This is a genomic window from Bradyrhizobium glycinis (assembly GCF_016031655.1).
Lineage (GTDB): Bacteria > Pseudomonadota > Alphaproteobacteria > Rhizobiales > Xanthobacteraceae > Bradyrhizobium > Bradyrhizobium glycinis.
Genome location: NZ_JACCHQ010000002.1, coordinates 141928 through 163946 on the forward strand (window position 1 = coordinate 141928; position 22019 = coordinate 163946).

17 protein-coding genes are annotated in these 22019 nt (G+C 65.0%); 6 read left to right on the forward strand and 11 right to left on the reverse strand.

Annotation, left to right across the window (positions count from 1 at the left end; translation table 11 throughout):
• Window positions 1–12 precede the first annotated feature (12 nt).
• The 3 genes from HZZ16_RS04990 to HZZ16_RS05000 are packed head-to-tail and all read left to right on the forward strand — an operon-like array spanning window position 13 to window position 3361.
• Entirely contained in the window at window positions 13–1521 is a 1509-nt protein-coding gene (locus HZZ16_RS04990) for an ABC transporter substrate-binding protein (RefSeq protein ID WP_197947404.1), read from the forward strand.
• A gap of 10 nt (window positions 1522–1531) precedes the next feature.
• Complete coding sequence (locus HZZ16_RS04995; RefSeq protein ID WP_197947405.1) at window positions 1532–2473, forward strand: ABC transporter permease; 942 nt, start codon at window positions 1532–1534, stop codon at window positions 2471–2473.
• 3 nt (window positions 2474–2476) lie between these two features.
• On the forward strand, window positions 2477–3361 hold the full coding sequence (locus HZZ16_RS05000) for an ABC transporter permease (protein WP_197947406.1): 885 nt from the start codon (window positions 2477–2479) through the stop codon (window positions 3359–3361).
• A 171-nt stretch (window positions 3362–3532) separates the two neighbouring features.
• Here the strand turns inward: HZZ16_RS05000 and cnbZ are convergent, their stop codons facing one another.
• From cnbZ to HZZ16_RS05045, 9 genes are all read right to left on the reverse strand, one after another.
• Window positions 3533–4279: a 2-amino-5-chloromuconate deaminase CnbZ gene (cnbZ, locus tag HZZ16_RS05005; protein ID WP_197947407.1), complete on the reverse strand. Its 747-nt coding sequence runs from the start codon at window positions 4277–4279 to the stop codon at window positions 3533–3535.
• Between the two features lie 9 nt (window positions 4280–4288).
• Window positions 4289–5539 (reverse strand): adenylate/guanylate cyclase domain-containing protein, encoded by a 1251-nt coding sequence (locus HZZ16_RS05010; protein WP_197947408.1) that lies wholly within the window; start codon window positions 5537–5539, stop codon window positions 4289–4291.
• Window positions 5536–5925, reverse strand: coding sequence for a response regulator (locus tag HZZ16_RS05015; protein WP_197947409.1), 390 nt, complete (start codon window positions 5923–5925; stop codon window positions 5536–5538). The genes HZZ16_RS05010 and HZZ16_RS05015 overlap by 4 nt, the downstream gene beginning before the upstream one ends.
• Complete coding sequence (locus HZZ16_RS05020; protein WP_197947410.1) at window positions 5922–8504, reverse strand: ATP-binding protein; 2583 nt, start codon at window positions 8502–8504, stop codon at window positions 5922–5924. The genes HZZ16_RS05015 and HZZ16_RS05020 overlap by 4 nt, the downstream gene beginning before the upstream one ends.
• A gap of 131 nt (window positions 8505–8635) precedes the next feature.
• Window positions 8636–11731: a MexW/MexI family multidrug efflux RND transporter permease subunit gene (locus HZZ16_RS05025; protein WP_197947411.1), complete on the reverse strand. Its 3096-nt coding sequence runs from the start codon at window positions 11729–11731 to the stop codon at window positions 8636–8638.
• 70 nt (window positions 11732–11801) lie between these two features.
• A complete protein-coding gene (locus tag HZZ16_RS05030) occupies window positions 11802–12995 on the reverse strand; it encodes an efflux RND transporter periplasmic adaptor subunit (protein ID WP_197947412.1) in 1194 nt (397 codons plus the stop codon).
• 1 nt (window position 12996) lies between these two features.
• Window positions 12997–13698 carry a TetR/AcrR family transcriptional regulator gene (locus HZZ16_RS05035; protein ID WP_197947413.1) on the reverse strand — a complete coding sequence of 234 codons (702 nt, stop codon included), beginning with the start codon at window positions 13696–13698 and terminating at the stop codon, window positions 12997–12999.
• A gap of 139 nt (window positions 13699–13837) precedes the next feature.
• Window positions 13838–14428 (reverse strand): thiamine pyrophosphate-dependent enzyme, encoded by a 591-nt coding sequence (locus HZZ16_RS05040; RefSeq protein ID WP_197947414.1) that lies wholly within the window; start codon window positions 14426–14428, stop codon window positions 13838–13840.
• Window positions 14425–14967 carry a phosphonopyruvate decarboxylase gene (locus HZZ16_RS05045; RefSeq protein WP_197947415.1) on the reverse strand — a complete coding sequence of 181 codons (543 nt, stop codon included), beginning with the start codon at window positions 14965–14967 and terminating at the stop codon, window positions 14425–14427. The genes HZZ16_RS05040 and HZZ16_RS05045 overlap by 4 nt, the downstream gene beginning before the upstream one ends.
• 105 nt (window positions 14968–15072) lie before the next feature.
• On the opposite strand from HZZ16_RS05045, the gene HZZ16_RS05050 reads away from it, so the two are divergent.
• From HZZ16_RS05050 to HZZ16_RS05060, 3 genes are all read left to right on the forward strand, one after another.
• The gene (locus tag HZZ16_RS05050) at window positions 15073–16293 is read left to right on the forward strand and encodes a cytochrome P450 (RefSeq protein WP_197947416.1); all 1221 of its coding nucleotides are present in this window, start codon (window positions 15073–15075) and stop codon (window positions 16291–16293) included.
• Between the two features lie 224 nt (window positions 16294–16517).
• Window positions 16518–17732, forward strand: a complete 1215-nt coding sequence (gene rocD / locus HZZ16_RS05055; protein WP_197947417.1) for an ornithine--oxo-acid transaminase — start codon at window positions 16518–16520, stop codon at window positions 17730–17732.
• 658 nt (window positions 17733–18390) lie between these two features.
• Window positions 18391–19845 carry a Spy/CpxP family protein refolding chaperone gene (locus tag HZZ16_RS05060; protein ID WP_246509970.1) on the forward strand — a complete coding sequence of 485 codons (1455 nt, stop codon included), beginning with the start codon at window positions 18391–18393 and terminating at the stop codon, window positions 19843–19845.
• An 18-nt stretch (window positions 19846–19863) separates the two neighbouring features.
• Here the strand turns inward: HZZ16_RS05060 and HZZ16_RS05065 are convergent, their stop codons facing one another.
• Both HZZ16_RS05065 and HZZ16_RS05070 read right to left on the reverse strand, forming a co-directional pair.
• Window positions 19864–20727 carry a sugar phosphate isomerase/epimerase family protein gene (locus HZZ16_RS05065; RefSeq protein ID WP_197947418.1) on the reverse strand — a complete coding sequence of 288 codons (864 nt, stop codon included), beginning with the start codon at window positions 20725–20727 and terminating at the stop codon, window positions 19864–19866.
• Entirely contained in the window at window positions 20727–21932 is a 1206-nt protein-coding gene (locus HZZ16_RS05070) for a dihydrodipicolinate synthase family protein (protein ID WP_197947419.1), read from the reverse strand. The genes HZZ16_RS05065 and HZZ16_RS05070 overlap by 1 nt, the downstream gene beginning before the upstream one ends.
• Window positions 21933–22019 lie beyond the last annotated feature (87 nt).

The window sequence follows — 22019 nt, forward strand, 5'->3', positions numbered from 1 at the left end:
GGGGATTGACCGATGAAGATGTTTCGCCTGGCCGCAACGGCCGCCGCTGTACTGATGTCGATTGGAGCCGCGCAAGCCCAGACCACGCTGCGCATCGGCCTCGCCGAGGACCCCGATATTCTCGACCCCACGATGGCGCGCACCTATGTCGGCCGCATCGTGTTCTCCTCCTTCTGCGACAAGCTGTTCGACATCGACGAGAAGCTCAACATCGTGCCGCAGCTGGCGCTGGGAAGCGAGACCACCGACGACGGCAAGGCGCTGGTTATCAAGCTGCGGCCCGGCGTGAAATTCCACGACGGCGAGCCGTTCGATGCCGAGGCCGCAAAGTTCTCGCTGGAGCGGCATCTGACGTTCCCCGGCTCGTTCCGCAAACCGGAGCTCGCCTCGGTCGATCACGTCGAGGTCGTCGATCCCCTCACGATCAAGCTGGTGCTGAAGTCGCCGTTCTCGCCCCTGCTCGCTCAGCTCACTGACCGGGCCGGCATGATGATGTCGCCGAAGGCGGCCAAGGAGGCCGGCGACAAGTTCGGCCTGCGCCCGGTCTGCGCCGGCCCCTACAAGTTCGTCGAGCGCGTGCAGCAGGACCGCATCGTGGTCGAAAAATTCGCCGACTACTGGAACAAGGACAACGTCTTCATCGACAAGATCGTGTTCCAGCCGATCGTCGATGCCACCGTGCGGCTCGCCAACCTGAAATCCGGCGGCCTCGATCTGATCGAGCGCGTGCTCGCCACCGATCTTAAGGAGGTGCGCGCCGACCCGCGGCTGAAGGTCGCGACCGCCATCGAGCTCGGCTACCAGGGCATCACGCTCAACATCGGCAAGGACAAGGCCAAGGGCCCGCTCAGCCAATCCGCCAAGGTGCGGCAGGCACTCGACCTTGCCATCGACCGCGAGGCGATCAACCAGGTCGTGTTCAACGGCGAGTTCCAGGTCGGCAATCAATGGGTCAATCCCGATCACCCCTATTATCAGAAATCCCTTCCGGTCCGTCCCCGCAACGTCGAGAAGGCCAAGGCGCTGCTGAAGGAAGCCGGCGTGACGCCGCCGGTCAGCGTCGACTTCCTGGTGCCCAAGGGCGCGGAGACCGAAACACCGGCGCAGGTGATCCAGTCGATGGCGGCGGAAGCCGGGTTCGACATGAAGATCCGCGTCACCGAGTTCGCGACCGGGCTCAAGCAAGCGGAAGCCGGCGATTATCAGGCCTACATGCTCGCCTGGAGCGGCCGCGTCGATCCTGACGGCAACACCTTCGTGTTCCTGCACAACGGCGCGCCGCAGAACTACGGCGGGTGGAACAATCCGCAAGCCGACAAGGCTCTGGAGGAGGCGCGGCTCGTCACCGATCCCGCCAAGCGCAAGGCTAGCTACGAGGTCCTGGCCAAGCTGGTTCAGGAGGAAGAACCGCTGCTGTACCTCTACCACCGCCGCATCATCATCGCGCACACGACCAAGCTGGAAGGCTACAGGCAGATGCCGGACGGCCTCGTCCGCGTTGTCGGTCTCAAGCTGAAGTGACGCTGCGAGGATGCTGAACTTCCTCGCCCGCCGCCTTGTGCATATCGTGCCGACGCTGTTCTTCGTCTCGGTGCTGATCTTCTCGCTGCAGCAATTGCTGCCGGGTGATCCCGCGCTGGTGATGGCGGGCGAAGAGCGCGATCCCGCCGTGATCGAGCAGATCCGACGCCAGTACCGACTCGATCAGCCCGTTCCGGTGCAGTACGCCTACTGGATCAAGGGCGTGCTCTCGGGCGATTTCGGCGAGTCGCTGCGCAACAAGATGCCGGTGCGCGAGCTGATCGCGCAGAAGCTGCCAGTGACGCTGCAGCTCGGCTCGATGGCGATCCTGATCGCGGTGCTGATCGGCATTCCCGCCGGCATCGTCGCGGCCGTGAAGAAAGGCTCGGCCTGGGACTATGGCGCCAATCTCTTCGCGCTATGGGGCATCTCGACGCCGAACTTCTGGCTCGGGATCATGCTGATCTTCCTGTTCTCGATCGAGCTTGGATGGCTGCCGGCTTCAGGCTACGTGCCGCTCACCGAAAACTGGCGCGCGAGCCTCGCCGTCACCATCATGCCGGCCTTCGTGCTCGGCAATGCGATCGCCGCGATCCTCATGCGGCATACGCGCAGCGCCATGCTTCAGGTGCTGGAAAGCGACTACGTTCGCACCGCGCGCGCCAAAGGACTGTTGGAGCGCACGGTAATCCTCAAGCACGCCATGCGCAATGCGCTGACGCCCGTCATCACGCTCGGCGCGCTCGAGCTCGGCACGCTACTCTCCGGCGCGGTCCTGACCGAGCAGATCTTCTCCATTCCCGGCTTCGGCAAGCTGATCGTGGATGCCGTATTCAACCGCGATTATGCCGTGGTGCAGGGCGTGGTCTTGGTGACGGCCACGGTCTACATCACGCTGAATCTCGTGGCCGACATCGCCTATATCCTCGTCAATCCGCGGCTCCGGGGCTGATCGATGATGGACGCCGCGCTGCCGAGCCCTCTCACGCGAGCCGACGAGCTGGATAGCCCGGCCCGCCGCGCGCGTCGGCGGCTGTTCAAGCGCAAGGCGGCAGTGTTTGGGCTCGTCGTGCTCACGATGTTCATCGCCCTTGCCGTGCTCGCCCCGCTCATCGTGCCCTATGATCCCATTGCGACGAGCTGGGGCCTGGTGCGCAAGCCGCCGACCGCGGCCCACTGGTTCGGCACCGACGAGCTCGGCCGCGATATCCTCAGCCGGGTCCTCTACGGCGCGCGCGCCTCGTTGCTCGCCGGGCTGATCTCGGTTGCGATCGCGCTCGGCATCGGCGTGCCGCTCGGCCTCCTCGCCGGCTATCGCGGCGGCTTCACCGACGCGCTGATCAGCCGCATCACTGATGCGATGCTGGCCTGCCCGTTCCTGATCCTGGCGATCGCCCTCGCCGCGTTCCTCGGCCCGAGCCTCGGCAATGCCATGATCGCGATCGGCATCTCGGCGACGCCGATCTTCATCCGCCTGACCCGCGGCCAGGTGCTCGTCGTCAAAGCCGAAGACTATGTCGAAGCCGCGCGCGCACTCGGCAATCCGCCTTGGCGGATCGCGCTCTCGCACATCCTGCCGAACATCCTGCCGGCACTGCTGGTGCAGGCGACGCTCTCGATCGCTGCGGCCATCATCGCCGAGGCTGCCCTGTCCTTCCTCGGCCTCGGCCAGCAGCCGCCGGCGCCATCCTGGGGCAGCATGCTCAACGCGGCACAACGCTTCCTGACCCAGGCGCCCTGGATGGCCATCTGGCCGGGCCTTGCGATCTTCCTGGTCGTGCTGTCGCTGAACCTGCTCGGCGACGGCCTGCGCGACGCGCTCGACCCAAGGCAGCGCTGAAGCGACGCAAAGGGCTAACCGCGAGGTTCGTTCACCTCTCCCGAAGGGAGAGGTCGAATTGCGAAGCAATTCGGGTGAGGGGATCAGCTCTATCGAGGGAACAAAACCCCTCACCCGGCGCTACGCGCCGACCTCTCCCCTTGGGAGAGGTGAGGATCAGCCATCGACCGCTCAGATCACCACTTCCCGCAGCACGCGGCGGCAATCCATCTCGAATTCCAGATCGACCACCGGCGGACGGGCGAAATGCCAGGTCAGGCCGGAGCGGAGCGCGCCACGGCGAACCAGCTCGTCCACCAGCGCATGGTGGAAGTCGTGCACGGAATAGGCCTGCACGCCGGTCGTATCCTTCCAGCCGAAGCCGAAGGCCGCCATCCGGTTTTCCATCTGCGATGTGGTGGTGAAGCGCACCTTCTCACGCAGCCCCTCCGGGCTGAGGTCGCGGTAGCGCACGGTGCGCTCGACATAGGTGCCGCTGCCCTCACGCGCCTCGGCGCCGCCGGCGATGACGAAGCTCGGCAGACTCGACCGCGTCGGGCGCGTGAAGGAAAACGCATAGAACGACGGCTCGGTCGGCGGATCGATCTCGGGGCAGACATTGCTGCGCGCCACCGGATTGGTGGTGCCGTCGAAAATGCCCCATTCGGACAACGTCTTCACATAGTGCAGATTGAACGCGCGAAAGCCTTCCTCGCTGAAGGCCGCAGGCGAGCGCAGCTCGCAGGCGCAGAACGCCGTCAGCGGGCGCCCGGCCTCCTGGATGAACTTTGCGGCCAGCGCAAAGCCTTCCGCGAGCGGCACCAGGCGGTCGAACCGGACCCGCTCGATCTCATAGCCCTCATCCGCGGCAGCACCGGCGGAATATTGGAACACGGACGGAATGAAACGATAGTTGCCGGCCGAGAATTCGCGCGTCATGGCGGACTCCTATTCCAGTTGCATGCGAGTGCCCTTGGCGCCGTTGAGCAGGCGCTTCAGGTGAAATCCGGCCAGCGGATCGTCGGCGTGCATGCCGACCAGCGCGGCGAAGGCCGGCATGGCGGCGGCATCGCCGGCCTCCATCTTGGCAAAGGCTTCGGCATATTGCGCCGTCGCCGGCGCCTCGAACCGCGCCAGCGGCAGCGGTTCGAATGCGCGCAGCGGCTCACTGCGTCCGCGCAGCATCAGGTCGCCCACGGGACGGCCATGAAAATTCTCGGCCCCGTTCGCAACGCTGGCACTGACGCATATCCGCGTTCCCAGATGCTTGTTCGCCGCCTCCAGCCGAGCCGCCGTGTTGATGGTGTCGCCATAGGCCGTGTAGTCGAAGAAGCGGTTGCCGCCGAAATTGCCGACCAGCGCCGGACCGGCATGGGCGCCGATGCGGGTGGCTCCGAAACTCACGCCTCTTGCCTTCCAGCGCGCCGAAAAGTCCTCCGCCCAGGCGTCGAGGGCATGGGCACAGGCGACCGCACGGGTTGCATAGTCCGGCTGGTCGCCGGGGGCGTTGAACAGCACCTGGATCGCATCGCCGATGATCTTGGCCACCGTCCCCTCATGGGCGAAGACGATCTCGGTCATGCCGCCGACATATTCGTTGAGGAGCTCGCCCAGGGTCTGCGGAGGCGCGGTCTCGACCAGCGAGGTGAAGCCGGTAATATCGGTGAAGAGAGTGGCGACATCGCGCCACTGCACCTCGATGCCGTCGCCATCGGCATTCGCGGCCAGCCGCCTTGCGATCTCCGGCGAGAAGAAACGGGACAGCGAGGCATGGGCGCGCTCGGCTTCCATCTGGCGCCGCCGCACCTCGCGCAGCATCTCCACGTGGCGGATGGTCTTCTCGATCGTGGCTTCGAGGTCGGCGAAGTCGATCGGCTTGGTCAGGAAGTCGAACGCACCGCGGTTCATGGCGGTGCGGATGTTGCTCATGTCGCCATAGGCGGAGACGATGATGGTCGACTTCTTCTCCTCGGCCTCCTGGAGCTTCGCGAGCAGCGACAAGCCGTCCATGCGCGGCATGTTGATGTCTGAGACCACCATGTCGACATGCGGATTCTGCTCCAGCGATTCCAGCGCCTCCAGGCCGTCACGCGCGAAGATCAGCGCGAGCTGTCCATCGCGGATCTGCCGACGGAACTTCTGCAGGATCAGCGCCTCGAGGTCCGGCTCGTCGTCGACGAAGAGGATGGTCGCAGTCATGCGGCTTGCTCGAGCCTCGTATCGATCTCCTGGCGGAGCAGCGCAAAGTCGATCGGCTTGGTGAGGAGCCCTACGGCGCCCCGTTCGATCGCCTTGCGGCGCGTCTCGGCATCGCCATAGGCCGTAATCATGATGACGGGAACATCGGGATGCGCGGAACGCACGGTCGGCAGCATATCGAGCCCGCTCATGCCAGGCATGTTGATGTCCGACAGGATCAGGATCAGCGAGGGATCACGAATTTCAGCGGCGCGCTTGAGCGCCTCGGGGGCCGAGAGCGCAAACTCCATCTGAAAGCGTCCGGCGCGCAGGTCGCGTCGGAACTGCTGCCGAAACAGTGCCTCGACGTCGGGCTCGTCATCGACGACCAGGATGTAAACGTTCAAGACTTTCCTCCGGAAGTGTCGCGCGCCGCCATCGTCCGCGGCAGCGTGATGATGAATTCGGTGAATACACCTTGTGTGGTGTTCACGTCGATCGTGCCGCCGTGTTGTTTCACCACGATGTCGTGGCTCATGGAAAGACCGAGTCCCGTGCCCTCGCCGGCCGGCTTGGTGGTGAAGAAGGGATTGAACATCTTTTCCTTCACATCGGCTGGAATCCCGGTGCCGTTGTCGCGAATCCGGATCTCGACCCTGTCGCCGAGATTCTTCGTTGCCGCGCGCAAGGTGGGCTCGAACGCATCGCCCTCGCTCTCCTTGCGCTTGGCTGCGGCATAGAACCCGTTCGAGATCAGGTTCAGCAAGACGCGCGTGATCTCCTGGGGATAGATGTCGATCATGCCGGCAGCCGGGTCGACATCGCGCTGAAGCGTGACGTTGAAGGCAGGCCTTTCGGCGCGCGCGCCGTGATAGGCGAGATTGAGGCTCTCCTCGACCACCGCATTGATGTCGACGGCACGATGCTCTCCGGACCCCTGACGCGAATGCAGCAGCATGTTCCTGACGATGGAATCGGCGCGCTTGCCGTGCTGCACCACCTTCTCGAGATTGGCCCTGAGCATGCCGGTCAGCTCGTCAACCTCCTCCTTCGTCTTGCCGTCGAGCGCAGCCGATTGCAGGACCTCGTTGAGCTCGTCGATCAGCTCGGTCGAGACCGCGGAGAAATTGTTGACGAAGTTGAGCGGGTTCTTGATCTCGTGGGCGATGCCGGCGGTGAGCTGGCCAAGGGAAGCGAGCTTCTCGGTCTGAATCAGGCGGTCCTGCGCGGCGCGGAGATCCTCGAGCGACTGCGACAGCTCTGTGGTGCGCTCCTGGACTTCCTCAAACAGTCGGACATTCTCGATCGCGATCAAGGCCTGATCGGCAAAGGTGGTTGCGAGTTCGATTTGCTTCTCGCTGAAGGGACGCACCATGTGTCGCGTCAAGACGAATACTCCGATCGGGGCGCCCTCTCGGAGCAAAGGCACGCCAAGCATCGTCCGCACGTTGGAGCGCCTGCGGGCGGAAGAGGGTGCGAATTCCGGATCGGCCTGCACGTCCGGGACATGGACTGTCTTTCGATCGAGCAGCGTGCGTCCGACCACGCTTTCCCGCTCGGGTATGGAAGCGAACGTCCGGAGCTTGTTCTCCTGCTCCGGGTCGAGCCCGCAGCTTGCGGCCAAATAGAAGACCCCATCACGAGGGCGAAAGATCGTCCCTTCATCGGCGTCACACAAGCGCGCCGCCGACCCAACGAGCGTGTTCAGCACGGCTTGCAGGTCGAATGCCGAACGGCTGATGACTTTCAGCACGTCGGCGGTCGCAGTCTGCTGCTGCAGGGCCTCGCTCAATTCCGCTGTGCGCCGCTCGACCTTGTTCTCGAGGTCGGCATAGGATTCCTGCAGGCGCGCGCCCATCTCGTTGAACTGGTCGGCGAGGCCTTCGAGCTCGTCGCCGGTCTTGATCGAGATGCGCTGGGAGAAGTTGCCGCCGCCGATCCGCTCGGCGCCGCTGCGTAGCGCCTGGATCGGCCCGACCATGCGGCGCGCCAGGAAAACCCCGGCGAGCACCGCGAAAATGGATGCGGCGAGCAGTACGATGGCAAGCCGTTGCAACGAGGCATAGAGCGAAGCGTAGGCCTCTTCGACAGGAAGCTCCACGAACATGGTCCAGCCTAGCGGCGCGACCGGGGCTGAGGCCGTCAGAACCGTCTGCCCCTGGATGTTGGTCGCCTCCTGCAATGAGTCCGGCATCGTGCCGCCACCGGCTCGAGCACCCCGCACCTGCGCGAGGCCGGACATGTCGGTGTTGCGCAGAACGAGACTGATGTCGGGATGCGCGATCAGGCGGCCCTCCGGACCGACCACGTAGGCGTTGCCGTGCTCGCCGACCTTGATCTGGGACACGACGTCCCAGATCAGCTTGAGATTGACCTCGGCGATGCTGACGCCGGCATCCTTGCGTGCGCCCGCAAGCGCCAGCGTCATATAGGGTTCGGACTCCCGACGGAAATAGACCGGCCCGTAATAGACCTTGCGGGCGACCGCCTCGGTGAACTTCGGATCACTCGACAGGTCTATCCCGCTGTCGAGCGCGTCCATCGCCAGCCGCGAGACCCGCAGCCGCTCCTTGCCGGTCGAATCCACCTGGGCCAGCTCGGTGATCGCAGGCACCTGGCGCAACAGGCGCAGCGCGTCGAACCGGCGCTGCTCGATCGAGCCACCCGACCACGGCAGCTGCGTGGTCCAGCCGAGCTGGCTCTCGATCTCCTTGACGAACTGGCCGATCTTGGCCGCGGCCGCCTCGGCCTGCTCGTGCTGGACCCGGATCAGAGAGGCCTTGTGCTCGCGATAATAGAAGTAGGCCTCGAACAGGCCATTGGCGAGCAGCGCAATAGCGACGACGGCCACGAACAGCGCGACGTATTTGGCGAAGAGCCGGGTCCGGATTCCGCGCCCCGCCGTTTCAGCGGAGGCGGCCTTGCCCAGCGCCGCGCTCGGCAGCGTCCCGGCTTGGGGTGTGTCGGGGTGGACGGACAGGCTCATCCCACGGAACCTAGCAAGAAGACCAGACCTTGTCTCTCGCAAGCGCGGGAAGGGGCTCGCCAGATGCCGAACAAAAAGGGGCGGCAGCGGATCTCCGCTGCCGCCCTCTCCGGACTAGCCCGCCAGCGGCCTCAGGTCGGCCGCAGCACCTTTGAATCGAGGTCGAGCTCGTTGACCTGCTTGTTCCGCTCGGAATCCGCTGCCGCGCGATGGTCGGTCGCCAGCACCACATAGACCGCCGGCAGCACGAACAGCGTGAACAGCGTGCCGATCGACATGCCGGCGACGACCACAAGGCCGATCGAGAAGCGGCTGGCCGCGCCCGCGCCGGTCGCGGTCAGGAGCGGGATCAGGCCGGTGACCATCGCGGCCGTCGTCATCAAGATCGGCCGCAAGCGGATGCGGGCCGCCATCTCGATGGCCGAACGGCGGTCAAGCCGCTCGTTGACCTGGAGCTCGTTGGCGAACTCCACCATCAGGATGCCGTGCTTGGTGATCAGGCCGACCAGGGTGAGCAGACCGACCTGGGTGTAGATGTTCATGGTCGCCACGCCGAAGAACAGCGGGATCAGCGCACCGACGATCGCCATCGGCACCGAGATCATGATGACCAGCGGGTCGCGCAGGCTCTCGAACTGCGCCGCTAGTACAAGGAAGATGATGATCAGCGCGAAGCCGAAAGTGATCGCGAGCTGATTGCCCTCCTGAACATATTGCCGGCTATCCGCCAGATAGTCGTGGCTGAAGCCCTGCGGCAGCTTCTTGGCCTCGCTTTCGAGGAAATCCACCGCCGCGCCGACGGTCACGCCCGGCATCGGCACGGCCGAGAACGTCGCCGAATTGAGCTGGTTGAAGTGGGTCAGCGAATTCGGGTCGGTCTTGGTTTCGATGGACACCACGGTCGACAGCGGCAGCTGCTGGCCGGTATTGGTCGTCACATAGTAGCCGCCGAGCGATTCCGGCGACAGCCGCTTGGCGCGCGGCACCTGCGGGATCACCTGGTAGGACCGGCCCTCGAGATTGAAGCGGTTGATGTAATTGCCGCCGAGCAGCACCGCCAGCGTGGCGCCGAGGTTCTGCATGTTGACGCCGAGATCCTGGGCCTTGGTACGATCGATCGTCACCTTCACGTTCGGCTGGTTGAAGTTGAGATCGCTATCGGAGACGATGAACATGCCACTCTTGCGCGCGGCGGCCTTCAGCTTCTCCATCTGTTCATAGACGGTCTGGAATCCAGCGGTGGAGTTGATCACCATCTGGATCGGCAAGCCACCCGGCCCGCCCGGCAGCGGCGGCAGGTTGAACGCGAAGGCCTGCACGCCCTCAATCTTCGAGAGCTCGGCCTGCACCAGCGGCTTCAGCTGGATCGAGGAGCGCTTGCGCTCGTCCCAGGGTTTGAGCAGCATGCCGGCGATACCGCCTTGCGGGCCGTTGATGCCGTTCAGCACGAAGCGCAGATCAGTCTCGGGGAATTTCGCGAATTCCTTGTCGAGCTTCTCGCCGTAGAAATCGAGATAGTCGATGTTGGCGTATTTCGGCGCCTTGGTCACCGCGAACACGATGCCCTGGTCTTCCTCGGGCGCAAGCTCCTTCGAGGTGTGCATGTAGAGGAAGCCGACGAGGCCGAGGATCGTGAGCGCGAACAGGCCGGTGATGGCCTTGTAGTCCAGCGAGCGATCGAGCTTGCGGCCGTACCAACGTGTCATCGCGCCGAACACCCGGTTCACGAGCTTGGCGAACCGGCCTTCTTCGGCGTTCTTCAACAGCACCGAGCACATCATCGGCGACAGCGTCAGCGCGATCACGCCTGACACGATCACCGAGCCGGCAAGCGTGAAGGCGAACTCGCGGAACAGCGAACCGGTGAGGCCGCCGAGGAAACCGATCGGCGCGTACACCGCCGCGAGCGTGATCGTCATCGAGATGACAGGACCCACGATCTCGCGCGCACCTTGCAGCGAGGCCTGGACCGGCGTCTTGCCCTCCTCCAGATGGCGGTGGATGTTCTCCACCACGACGATGGCGTCGTCGACGACGAGGCCGATCGCGAGCACCATCGCGAGCAGGGTCAGGAGATTGAAGCTGAACCCCAGCGCCAGCATCAAGGTGCAGACGCCGATCATCGACAGCGGAATGGTGACGACGGGAATGATGACCGAACGCAGCGAAGCCAGGAACAGGAAGATCACCACGATCACGATGATCACGGCTTCGCCCAGCGTCTTCTCTACCTCCTCGATCGAGGACTGGATGAACTTGGTCGAGTCGTAGGCGACCTTCATCTTCATCGACGGCGGCAGATTGCGCTCGAGCTCCGGGAACAGCGCGCGCACGCCCTTCACCAGCGTCAGCGGGTTGCCCTGCGGCGTTGCCTGCACGCCGATGAAGATCGCGTGCTCACCGTTGAAGGCGACGCTTGCGTCCGTGCTCTGGGCGGCAAGCTCGACGGTGGCGATATCCTCCATCCGCACGAAGCCGCCGTCCTTGGCCTTGACGATCATCTTCTTGAACTGATCGACGTTGGTCAGACCCGTATTGGTCGAGACGTTCGAGACGATCAGATAGCCCTTGGTCTGGCCCGCCGCGGACTGGAAGTTGTTGGCCTGGATCGCCGCCGCAACGTCCGCCGGCGATACGTTGCGGCCCGCCATTTTCACCGGATCGAGCCACAGCCGCATCGCAAAGGTCTGGCCGCCCAAAATGTCGGCCGAGGCGACGCCGTCGACGGTCGACAGCACCGGCTGCACCACGCGCGTCAGATAGTCGGAGATTGCCGAGCCCGACAGCTCCTCCGAGGAGAAGCCGAGATACATTACGGCCGTGGTCTGGCCCGTGGTCTTGGTGACAATCGGGTCGTTGGATTCCTTCGGGATCAGGTACTTCACCGAATTGGTCTTCGCCAGCACTTCGGTGAGCGCCTGGTTCGGGTCGAAATTCAGCTTGATGTAGACCTGGATCGTCGAGGTGCCGAGCACTGAGGACGAAGTGATGTAGTCGACGCCCTCGGCGGAGGCGACCGCCTGCTCGATCGGCGTGGTGATGAAGCCCTGGATCAGATCTGCGGACGCGCCGGGATAGACGGTCGTGATGTTGATGACCGTGTTCGACAGCTTCGGATATTGCCGGATCGGCAGCACCATCGCCGCGCGCAGGCCGATCAGCAGGATCAGTAGGCTGACGACGACCGACAGGACCGGTCGTTTGATGAAAATGTCGGTAAAGGCCATCGCGGGCGATCTCGATTTCTTTGGTCTCAAGATGCGTGATCCGGCCGGCCCGGATCACGCGAGGATGTTGTCAGTAGCGCGGCGGCTGCGCCGGGATCTGCGGAGCCGGATCGGTCGAGATCGACACCGGCGAGCCCGATTGCAGCTTGAGCTGGCCGACAGCGACGACCTTGTCGCCTGGCTTCAGGCCCTTGACGATTTCGACGCGACCCTCGACCCGGTTGCCGGTCTGCACGAAGGTGCGCACCGCCGACAGGCTGGTCTTGCCGTCCTCTTCCTTCTTTTCGGTGATCACGAACACCGAGTCGCCGTACAACGTGTAATCGACTGCCGTTTCAGGCACCGTGATCACGGCCGGCTTTTCCGGCAGCACCACAGTCGTGGTCACGAACATGCCGGGCTTGAGGATCTTCTCCGGATTGGCGATCGTCGCCTGCACGCGGATGTTGCGGGTGTCGGTGGCGATCTGCGGCTCGATCGTAGTGATCTTGCCCTCGAAGGTGCGGCCCGGATAGGCATCGACCTTCAGCCGGACGGTCTGGCCGACCTTGAGGCTGCCGGAATCCTTTTCCGTCACCGTGAAGTTGGCCCACAGCTCCGACAGATCGGTCAGTGACACGATCGCCGTGCCGGCGGTGAGATACTGACCGACCTCGACCTTGCGCATGCCAAGATCGCCGGCGAACGGCGCACGCACCAGCTTCTGCGAGATCAACGCTTCGGTCTTGGCGATGCCCGCCTGCGCCTGGTCGTAGGCGGCCTGCGCGGTATCGACGGTCGCCTGCGGACCGAACTGGCGCGAGGCCAGCTGCTTGGCGCGATCAAGCGACAGCTGCGCGACGGTCGCCTGCGCCTTGTAATTGGCCAGGTCGCCCTGCTCCGGCGCGTCGAACAGCTGCACCAGCGGCGTGCCGGCCTCGACACGCGTGCCCGGCTCGAACTTGATCTCCGTGACGCGGCCGTTGACGTCGGCGCTGACGTCGACCTGGTGCACGGCGACGAGGCTGCCGACCGCGGTGAGCAGGTTCGGGATCACCTCGGACTTCGCCTCGGCCGCGCTGACCGGGGTCGGCGGCGGCTTATTGTTGGCGAAGAACTGCTTGATCATCTGGCCGCGGAAAGAATTGAACCAGACGAGCCCACCGACGAGCACGGCCAGAAGCATGCCGACGATGATGAACCAGCGCACCGGCCGGACCGGACGCTTGGGAGCCTTGTTGTCGATCGGTTGCCCCGAAATCTTGTTTTCGGCCACGATGTTCATGTCATGCACTTTCTGCAATCGCCGCCTGGTTCTCATCCGCGGCCTGATTGCGGCTCAGATGCGAAGCAATTGCGGCGTCGTTAAGTCCAATACCCCTCAGGAGAAACTCACAGAGCTGCCGCTCCAGGTCGGTCGCCCTGCCGTAAGCGAGACAGGGCGTGGCCGGCAGCCTGGTCAGCGCCGCGGTCATCACCGCATGATGCGCAAACCAGAACAGGTTGAGCGGCTCGCCAGCGCAGGGCCGCGCGTCACCGCTCGCAATCGCACGCTCGAGCGAGGCCACGAACACAGCGCCGATCAGCGTCTCGATCTTGGCATAGAGCAAGCGGGCGAATTCGCCGTCATCCAAATGGCTCGTGGCCATCAGCCGCAAGCGCTGGGCCTCTTCCTGATCGGGACCGTCGGCGATCTGGAGGAAGTGTTCGACCATGCCGCGGATCAATTCAACGAGAGTAGCGGTCGACGGCTCCCGCTCGAGCAGCTCCATCAGAGCGGGATCCGCCTCGCATTCGTCGCTGAGGATCTCGGCATAGAGCGCCGCCTTGGACGGGAAATGCTTGAACAGCAGCGCCTCGGAAATGGCAGCGGCGGCCGCCACGCTCTTCGTCGTGGTGCCGGTATAGCCGTGTCGGGCAAAGCAGCGCTTTGCGGCGCCGAGGATCAATTGACGCCTCAGGTCGCTCGTCATACGCAATGAGCTCATGCTGGGTGAGTAAGCACTCACCCACGCAGGAGTCAAGCACTATGTTGCATCGCAACCTGCGTGCGACGTAGGATCAATGGAAATTGATCGAGCCTGCACGGCCCGCGTGCAGGCGTTTCGCAAGGGATGGGCGGACCGCCTAGATCGGCTGGAAGCCGAGGTCAGCGCGGATCCGGTTGACGATGTAGGCCCCGTCCCGCGTCGGCAGGATCCGCTCCAGATTGGCGCTGTCGATCTTCACATTGGCAAAGCGCGGACCCGCGGAAATGTCGTGGACGGCTTTTGCGAAGGCTTCGACTTCGGCCATGGTCGTGACGGCCCGGCTGTCGTTAATGCCGCAAGCTCTGGCGATGCCGACGAGGTCGGCGGCGGAGGAGGTGTGGCTGGTCTGGCCGCCGGTCTCGCCATAGGCCTCGTTGTCGAGCACTGCGATCGAGAGGTTGGCCGGCTTCTGCAGGCCGATCGTGGCAAGGCTGCCCATGCCCATCAGCATCTCGCCGTCTCCGGTGATGACCAGCACCGGCAGCTGCGGCTGCGCCAGTGCCAGACCCAGCCCGATCATCGCGGCGCCGCCCATGCCGCCCCAGAGATAGAAGTTGCGGGCGTGGTCGCCGGCGGCGCACATGTCGTTGGTGGAAGCGCCGAGGCCGCCGATCGCGACGACGTCCTTGCGGTTCGCCAGCAACGTGGACACCACCTGCCGGCGGTCGAGGAGATTGGCCTTGTTCATTTGGTGAAAACCTTGGCGCCGATCAGGCGCTGCGACAAAAGGACGGCGGTGGGCGTCAGCGCGTTGTAGGCCTGGGCTGCGGCGGCCTCCAGCACGACCGGCACCTCGGCCGCGTGCGAGGCGCGCAGCACCTTGACGCCGGAGAGTTCGAACACGCCTTGCGTGGTCGAGCCCATCGGCACCTGCCACGGATTGAACTCGCCCCACTCACCGCGCATGGTCACGAGCGTCAGGAACGGAAAGCGCAGGATCGGGATCAGCGACAGCATGTTGATGCAATTGCCGACGCCGCTCGACTGCATCAGCAGCACACCGCGCTGTCCGCCGGCCCAGGCGCCGGCGAGCAGCGCCACGCCCTCCTCCTCCGTCGTCAGCGCGATGCCGCGCATGGTGAACGAGCTCAGTACGCGCTGGATCAGCCTGGAATGACCGGCGTCCGGCACGTAAGGCACCTGCCGGACGTCGAAGCGCTGCAAGGTCGCGAAAATATCGTCGGGCCAGTTCGGCGCCGTGTCGGCAGCGTCAGCGCGTGCGTGCATTTTCCTGTCCGGTCGGCTAGCAAGGTGCAAAGACTGTAGACGCATGCACGCGTCGACCAGAACAACAAAAACGGCATATCGGCTTTAACCGGCGAGTATAACGGGATGAACGCAGATGCGAAGGCGCTGGCGGCAAGCTTCGACCTCGAGAAGCTGACGCCGGAGTTCTACGACAACCCCTATCCAACCTATCGTGCACTGCGGGAGAACGAGCCGGTCAAGCGCTTGGCCAGCGGCACCGTGTTCCTGACCCGCTATGACGATCTCGTCACCACCTACAAGAACACGAAGTCGTTCAGCTCGGACAAGAAGCGCGAGTTCGCGCCGAAATACGGCGCCACGCCGCTCTACGAGCACCACACCACCAGCCTCGTCTTCAACGACCCGCCGTCCCATACCCGCGTCCGCCGCCTGATCATGGGCGCGCTGTCGCCGCGCGCGATCGCGAGCATGGAGCGGGGCCTGATCAAGCTCGTCGACGGCCTGCTCGATGCCATCGCGGCAAAAGGCCATTGCGAACTGATCGAGGACTTTGCCGCGTCGATCCCCATCGAGGTGATCGGCAATCTGCTCGACGTGCCCCACGACGAGCGCGGGCCGCTGCGCGACTGGTCGCTGGCGATTCTGGGCGCGCTCGAACCGGTGGTGTCGGCGGAGGTTGCTGCGCGCGGCAACAAGGCGGTGGCGGACTTCCTCGTCTATCTGCAGACGCTGGTGGCGCGCCGGCGCGCCAAGCCGGGCAACCCCGAGCGCGACGTGCTGACGCGCCTCATCCAAGGAGAAGGTAGCGGCGAGCGGCTGACCGAGAAGGAGCTGCTGCACAATTGCATCTTCCTGCTCAATGCCGGCCACGAGACCACCACGAACCTGATCGGCAACGGCCTGGTGGCGCTCGACCGTCATCCCGACCAGAAGCAGCTCCTGATCGAGAACCCGGACATGATCAAGACCGCGGTCGAGGAGATGCTGCGCTACGAGAGCTCCAACCAGCTCGGCAACCGCATGACCACCGAGAGGGTGGAGCTCGGCGGCGTCATGCTCGAGGCCGGCACGTCGGTGACGCTGTGCATCGGCGCGGCCAACCGCGACCCCGCGCAGTTTCCCGACCCCGAACGCTTCGACATCGCGCGCACGCCGAACCGGCACCTCGCCTTCGCCACCGGCGCGCATCAATGCGCCGGCATGGCGCTGGCGCGGCTGGAAGGGGCGATTGCGATCTCGCGCTTCCTGGCGCGCTTCCCGAACTATGGCGTCAGCGGCCAGCCGGTGCGCGGCGGACGGGTGCGGTTCCGCGGCTTTTTGAGCGTGCCTTGCTCGCTTGGCTGAGGGCGCGACGACAAACTGCGAAAACAACCCCATGCACAGTAGAGGCCGGGTCGCGGAACGGTGCCCTGTGGCCCGGTAGAACCACCTGACATTTCGGGACTATCAGGCCGCGCCGCGCCATCGGCGCATCAAGGCTTCCGAGCTGACAAACTGATACCCACATTCATTTACGCGCGACCGCCGATGCAGTCGGTGGACGCCGCGCAGCAATGGAGTGACGACAGATGAGCTCGTCGGTCATCGATTTCATCGCAACAGAGGCACGCTTCGGGGCCCGTAATTACGAACCGATCGGCGTCGTCCTGTCGCGCGGCGAAGGTGTCTGGGTCTGGGATACCGAAGGCAACCGCTATCTGGATTGCCTCTCGGCCTATTCGGCGGTCAGCCAGGGCCACTGCCACCCCAAGATCCTGGCCGCGATGGTCGAACAGGCGCACAGGCTGACGCTCACCTCGCGTGCCTTCCACAACGACCAGCTCGCCTTGTTCTACGAGGAGATCGCCGCACTCACCGGTTCCCACAAGGTGCTGCCGATGAACAGCGGCGCGGAGGCGGTCGAGAGCGCAATCAAGTCGGTGCGCAAATGGGGCTACGAGGTGAAGGGCGTGCCGGACGGCCAGGCCGAGATCATCGTCTGTGCCAACAATTTCCACGGACGCACGCTGGGCGTCGTCGGCTTTTCAACCGACCCCGAGACACGCGGACACTTCGGGCCGTTCGCCCCCGGATTCAAGATCATCCCGTTCGGCGACGCCGCGGCGCTTGAGGAAGCAATCACCCCAAATACGGTCGCCTTCCTGGTCGAGCCGATCCAGGGCGAAGCCGGTGTCATCATTCCTCCCGCCGGCTATTTCACTGTGGTCCGGGAGCTCTGCAGCGCCAACAATGTGATGCTGGTGCTCGACGAGATCCAGACCGGGCTCGGCCGCACCGGCAAGCTGCTCGCCGAACAGCACGAGGGTATAGAGGCGGACGTGACGCTGCTCGGCAAAGCCCTGTCCGGCGGCTTCTATCCGGTCTCGGCCGTGCTCTCGAACAACGACGTGCTCGGGACCTTGCGACCCGGGCAGCACGGTTCGACCTTCGGCGGCAACCCGCTTGCCTGCGCCGTGGCCCGCGCGGCGATGCGCGTACTGGTCGAGGAAGGCATGATCGAGAACGCGGCCACACAGGGCGCGCGCTTTCTGGAGGGCTTGAAGGACATCCGCGCCAATACGATCCGCGAGGTACGCGGGCGCGGCCTGATGCTGGCGGTCGAGCTTCATTCCGAGGCCGGGCGGGCACGCCGCTACTGCGAGGCGCTCCAGGCCAAGGGCATCCTCGCCAAGGATACCCATGAGCATACGATCCGGATCGCCCCGCCGCTGGTGATCACAAGCGACCAGGTTGACTGGGCACTGGAGCGGCTCGCCACCACCCTGACGCAGGATCTCTCGTGAGGCTGCCTGCGTCGGAAGATCGCAATGCCGACGGCGGCCAAGGACGAACGATTCCGCCAGCTGTGCGTTGAACATCGTGGGCGATTACGAGCTGGGAGCTACGATCATGCTTCCGCGTGGCGTTTGCCTAAGGGCCGTTTTGGTTGGTGTCTCGATGCTGGGAGCCAGCGTCGACACTTTCGCTCAGGGACCTCCGGGACATGGAAGGGGCGGACCACCGGGTCCCGCCGCAGCACCGGCAGCGCGGCCAGCAGCACCACCGGCCATGGCCCGCCCGGCTGCGCCGCCAGCCATGGCGCGTCCGGCAGCACCGCCAGCCATGGCGCGTCCCGCCGCGCCAGCCTTCCATCCCCCTTCCATGCCGCAGCGACCGGCCATGGCGCCACGTCCGGCGCCGCATATGGCCTCACCTCCACCGCGTCCGGCCCCGCACTTCGCTGCACCGCCGCCGCGGGCCGCGCCGCGCGTCGCCGCGCCGCGGCCCGAATTTCATCGCCCGCCGGCAGCACCGCAACGCCCGGCCATGGCACCGCGGCCGACGCCGCACATCGCCGCCCCTGCGCGCCCAAGTGCACCTCCGGCCGTGAGCGCGCGATCGGGACCGCCGCGCGAGGTGCTTTCGCGCCAATCCGCGGAACGCCAAGACCGCATCGACCGCTTGCAGCAGCGCGTGCAGCAATTGCAATCGCAGAAGCCGGAAGGCGCAAGGGCGCGACAGCAGCAGCAACGCTTGCTGCAGTCGCAGAGCCGGCTTCTTGAGCGCGAGCAACGCGTCCAACAGCGCACGCAGCACGTCGAGCAGCGGCAGCGCGACATGCTGTCGCGCCAGACGGCGGAGCGCCAGGCCCGCATCGAACGCCTGCAGCAGCGGGTGCAGCAATTGCAGTCGCAAAAGCCCGAAGGCGTGCAAGCGCAACGCGCGCAGCAGCGAATGCTCGAGGCGCAGAACCGCTTGCTTGGCCGAGAGCAGCGCGCGCAGCAAATTGACCTGGCGCGCCAGCAGCGGCTTGGATTGCAGGCTCCGGCGGAGCGCGCTCCGGCACTTGCGGCCGCAGCGCAGGCCGCCCAGCGCGGGCGGTTTGCCGAGCGCTTCCGCGAGCAGGCTCCTGCGCAACAAGCTCAGGCCGCGCTCACCACCCGCCAGAGCGGCTGGGCTCCCCGACAGGCCTGGCGACATCGCCATCCCGCGGTGTTCGTGGCTTGGCTTGGGCCCGTGTTCTGGCCTTACGCCTATTCCGACATCTTCAACTACACGTTCTGGTCCTATGCCTACGAGCCCGGCTATTGGGCGTACGCCTATGACGACTTCGTCGACACCGTATTCTGGGGCGGCGACGGCCCTTACTCCGCTTATGCCAGCACCAGTCCGTATGACTATCCGCAAGCCGGCGGCAGCTACCGCGCGCGACAGCGCGCCAGCGTGAGCCCGCAGACGCTTCAGCAATTGTGCGCCACACCCGACAAGGGTGTGACCGCCTGGCCGCTTGCCGATATCGCACAGGCGGTGCGGCCGACGCCCGAGCAACGCGCATTGTTGGACGAGCTCAAGACGGCGGCGGCCAACGCTGCCGGTGTGTTCAAGGACTCCTGCGCGGAGACTTATGCACTGACTCCCCCTGGCCGCTTGCGCGCGATGATGAACCGCATCAGCGCGACGCTTGAAGCCGTCAAGATCGTGCGGCCGGCATTGGAGAATTTCTACAACTCGCTCAGTGACGAGCAGCAGGCCCGCTTCAACGCGCTCGGTCCCAATGTCGGCGAGCGCTCGCCGCAGCAGCAAGCCAGCACCGAGGGCTGTGGCGATCCGAAATCCGGCCTGACCCAGCTGCCGATCGAAAGGATCGAGGCTGTGCTCCACCCGGCCGGCAGGCAGAAGGAGGCGCTCGACCGCCTCAGTGAAGCGACAGCCAAGGGCGTTGAAAGTCTGCAGGCAGCTTGCCCGAACGATGTGCCGCTCACGCCTGTTGGACGGCTTGAGACGATGCAGCACCGGCTCGAGGCCATGTTGACGGCCGCCAAGCTGGTCGAACCCGCCCTGGACGAATTCTATGCCACGCTGAGCAGCGAGCAGAAGGCGCGCTTCAACAGGCTGCAACAGGTCGCAGGCCAGTGAGGGCGTGAGGCGGGAGATCTACACCACAGTCTTATGCCGCGCGATGCAGGTGCGCAGCACCTCGTCCATCGGTTTGCCCCACCAATTGTCGGAGAAGATCTCGATCTCCGAATAGCCGGCGAAACCTTGCGCTTCGACCGCCGCACGCACCGATTTGATGTCGATGACGCCGTCGCCCATCATGCCGCGGTCATTGAGAATGTCTTTGGTCGGCACCAGCCAGTCGCAGACATGAAAGGCGAGCAGGCGATCCTGGCCGGCGCGCGCGATTTGGCCCATCAGCTCCGGGTCCCACCAGATGTGATAGACGTCGAGCGCAACGCCGAGCATGCCGGTGCGGCCGGGGTCGAGCCGGTCGCAGATGTCGAGCGCCTGCTTGGTCGTGTTCACGCAGGCGCGTTCAGCGGCATAGGCCGGATGCAAGGGCTCGATCGCCAGCGGCAGCTTTGCTTGCCGCGCGTAGTCGAGCATGTCGGCAAGCGCTTCCTCGACCTGTCCGCGCGCTGCCACGAGATCCTTCGACGCCTCGCTGCCCGGCCGCGAATATTGCGGCAGGCCGCCGACGACGAGAACGATGCAGGGCGCGCCCAGTGCCTTGGCTTCATCGACACAGCGCCTGTTATCGTCGCGTACCTCGCCCCGGCGCGCGGCATCCGAGGTGAACATGCCGCCGCGGCAATAGCCGGACAGTTCGAGACCGGCCTCGCGCACCGCGCGCGCGGCACGATCGAGCCCGACGGCGGCGACCTGGTCGCGCCAGGGATCGATGGCGCGGATGCCGTGCTTGGCGCAGGCATCAATGATCTCGACGAGGTTGCCCTGCTTGCGGACGGTCGCCGTGTTCAGCGACAGCCAGCGATGGTCTGACGAAAAATCGCGCATCAGGATTCGATACCGTGGGTAGCGAGCACGGTCTTCATCCGTTGCGTCGCGAGTTCAGGGTTGGCGAGCAGGCCGGCCTTGTCGGCGAGACGGAACAGCTCGGCGAGATGCAGCGTCGAGCGGGTGCTTTCCTGTCCGCCGACCATGGTGAAGTGATCCTGGTGGCCATTGAGATAGGCCATGAACACCACGCCAGTCTTGTAGAACCGCGTCGGCGCTTTGAAGATATGACGCGACAGCGGCACCGTCGGGCCTAGCACGTCGTGGAAGCCAGCCACGTCGCCTGCCGCGAGCCGTGACAGTGCATAGGACGCCGCCGGCGCGATGGCGTCGAAGATGCCGAGCAGCGCATGCGAAAAGCCCCGTTCGTCGCCGGCAATCAGCTCCGCGTAGTTGAAATCGTCGCCGGTGTACATCTTGATGCGCTTGTCGAGGCGCCGGCGCATGTCGATCTCGCGCCGCTTGTCCAGCAGCGAGACCTTGACGCCATCGACCTTGGCGGCATTGCCGTTGATGATGGCGACCGCAATGTCCATGGCCTTGTCGAGATCCCCGGTGCCCCAATAGCCCGTCAGCGCCGGATCGAACATGTCGCCGAGCCAGTGGATGATCACGGGCTCGCGGACCTGCGACAGCACGCGGTCGTAGACCTTGGCGTAGTCGTCGGCGTTGCGGCCGAGTTTGGCGAGCGCGCGCGAGGCCATCAGGATGATGCGGCCGCCGATCTTCTCCACCGCCGAGATCTGCTCCTCGTAGGCACGGATGACGTCGTCGAGGTTTTTGGCGCCCTCGACCGCGAGATGATCGGTGCCGGCACCGGAGAACACCAGCGCATTGCGGCGCTTGGCGGCGGCGACCGAGCGCGTGATCAGCTCCAGCGAGGTCGGCCAGTCCAAGCCCATGCCGCGCTGCGCGGTGTCCATGGCTTCGGCAACGCCCAGGCCGAGGTCCCAGATGTGCTCGCGGAAGGCGATGGTCTTGTCCCAGTCAACCGCGGCCGACAGCCAGGGATCGTTGTCGGCGAAGGGATCGGCGACGGTGTGCACGGCCGAGAAGGCGATGCGGTTCAGCGGGCCTTCGAGCTTTGCGGGAAACGTGCGCGAAGCCGCGAGCCGGTAGGTCTCGATCGAGCGATCGGCCTTCGGCAGCTTGAGCGACAGGGATGACATTGAAGGAGCAGACTTGGGCTGGACGGGCTTGTTCATGATTTCGAACCTTTCCCCGTCATTGCGAGCGAAGCGAAGCAATCCAGACTGCCTCCTCGGAAAGATCCTGGATTGCTTCGCTTCGCT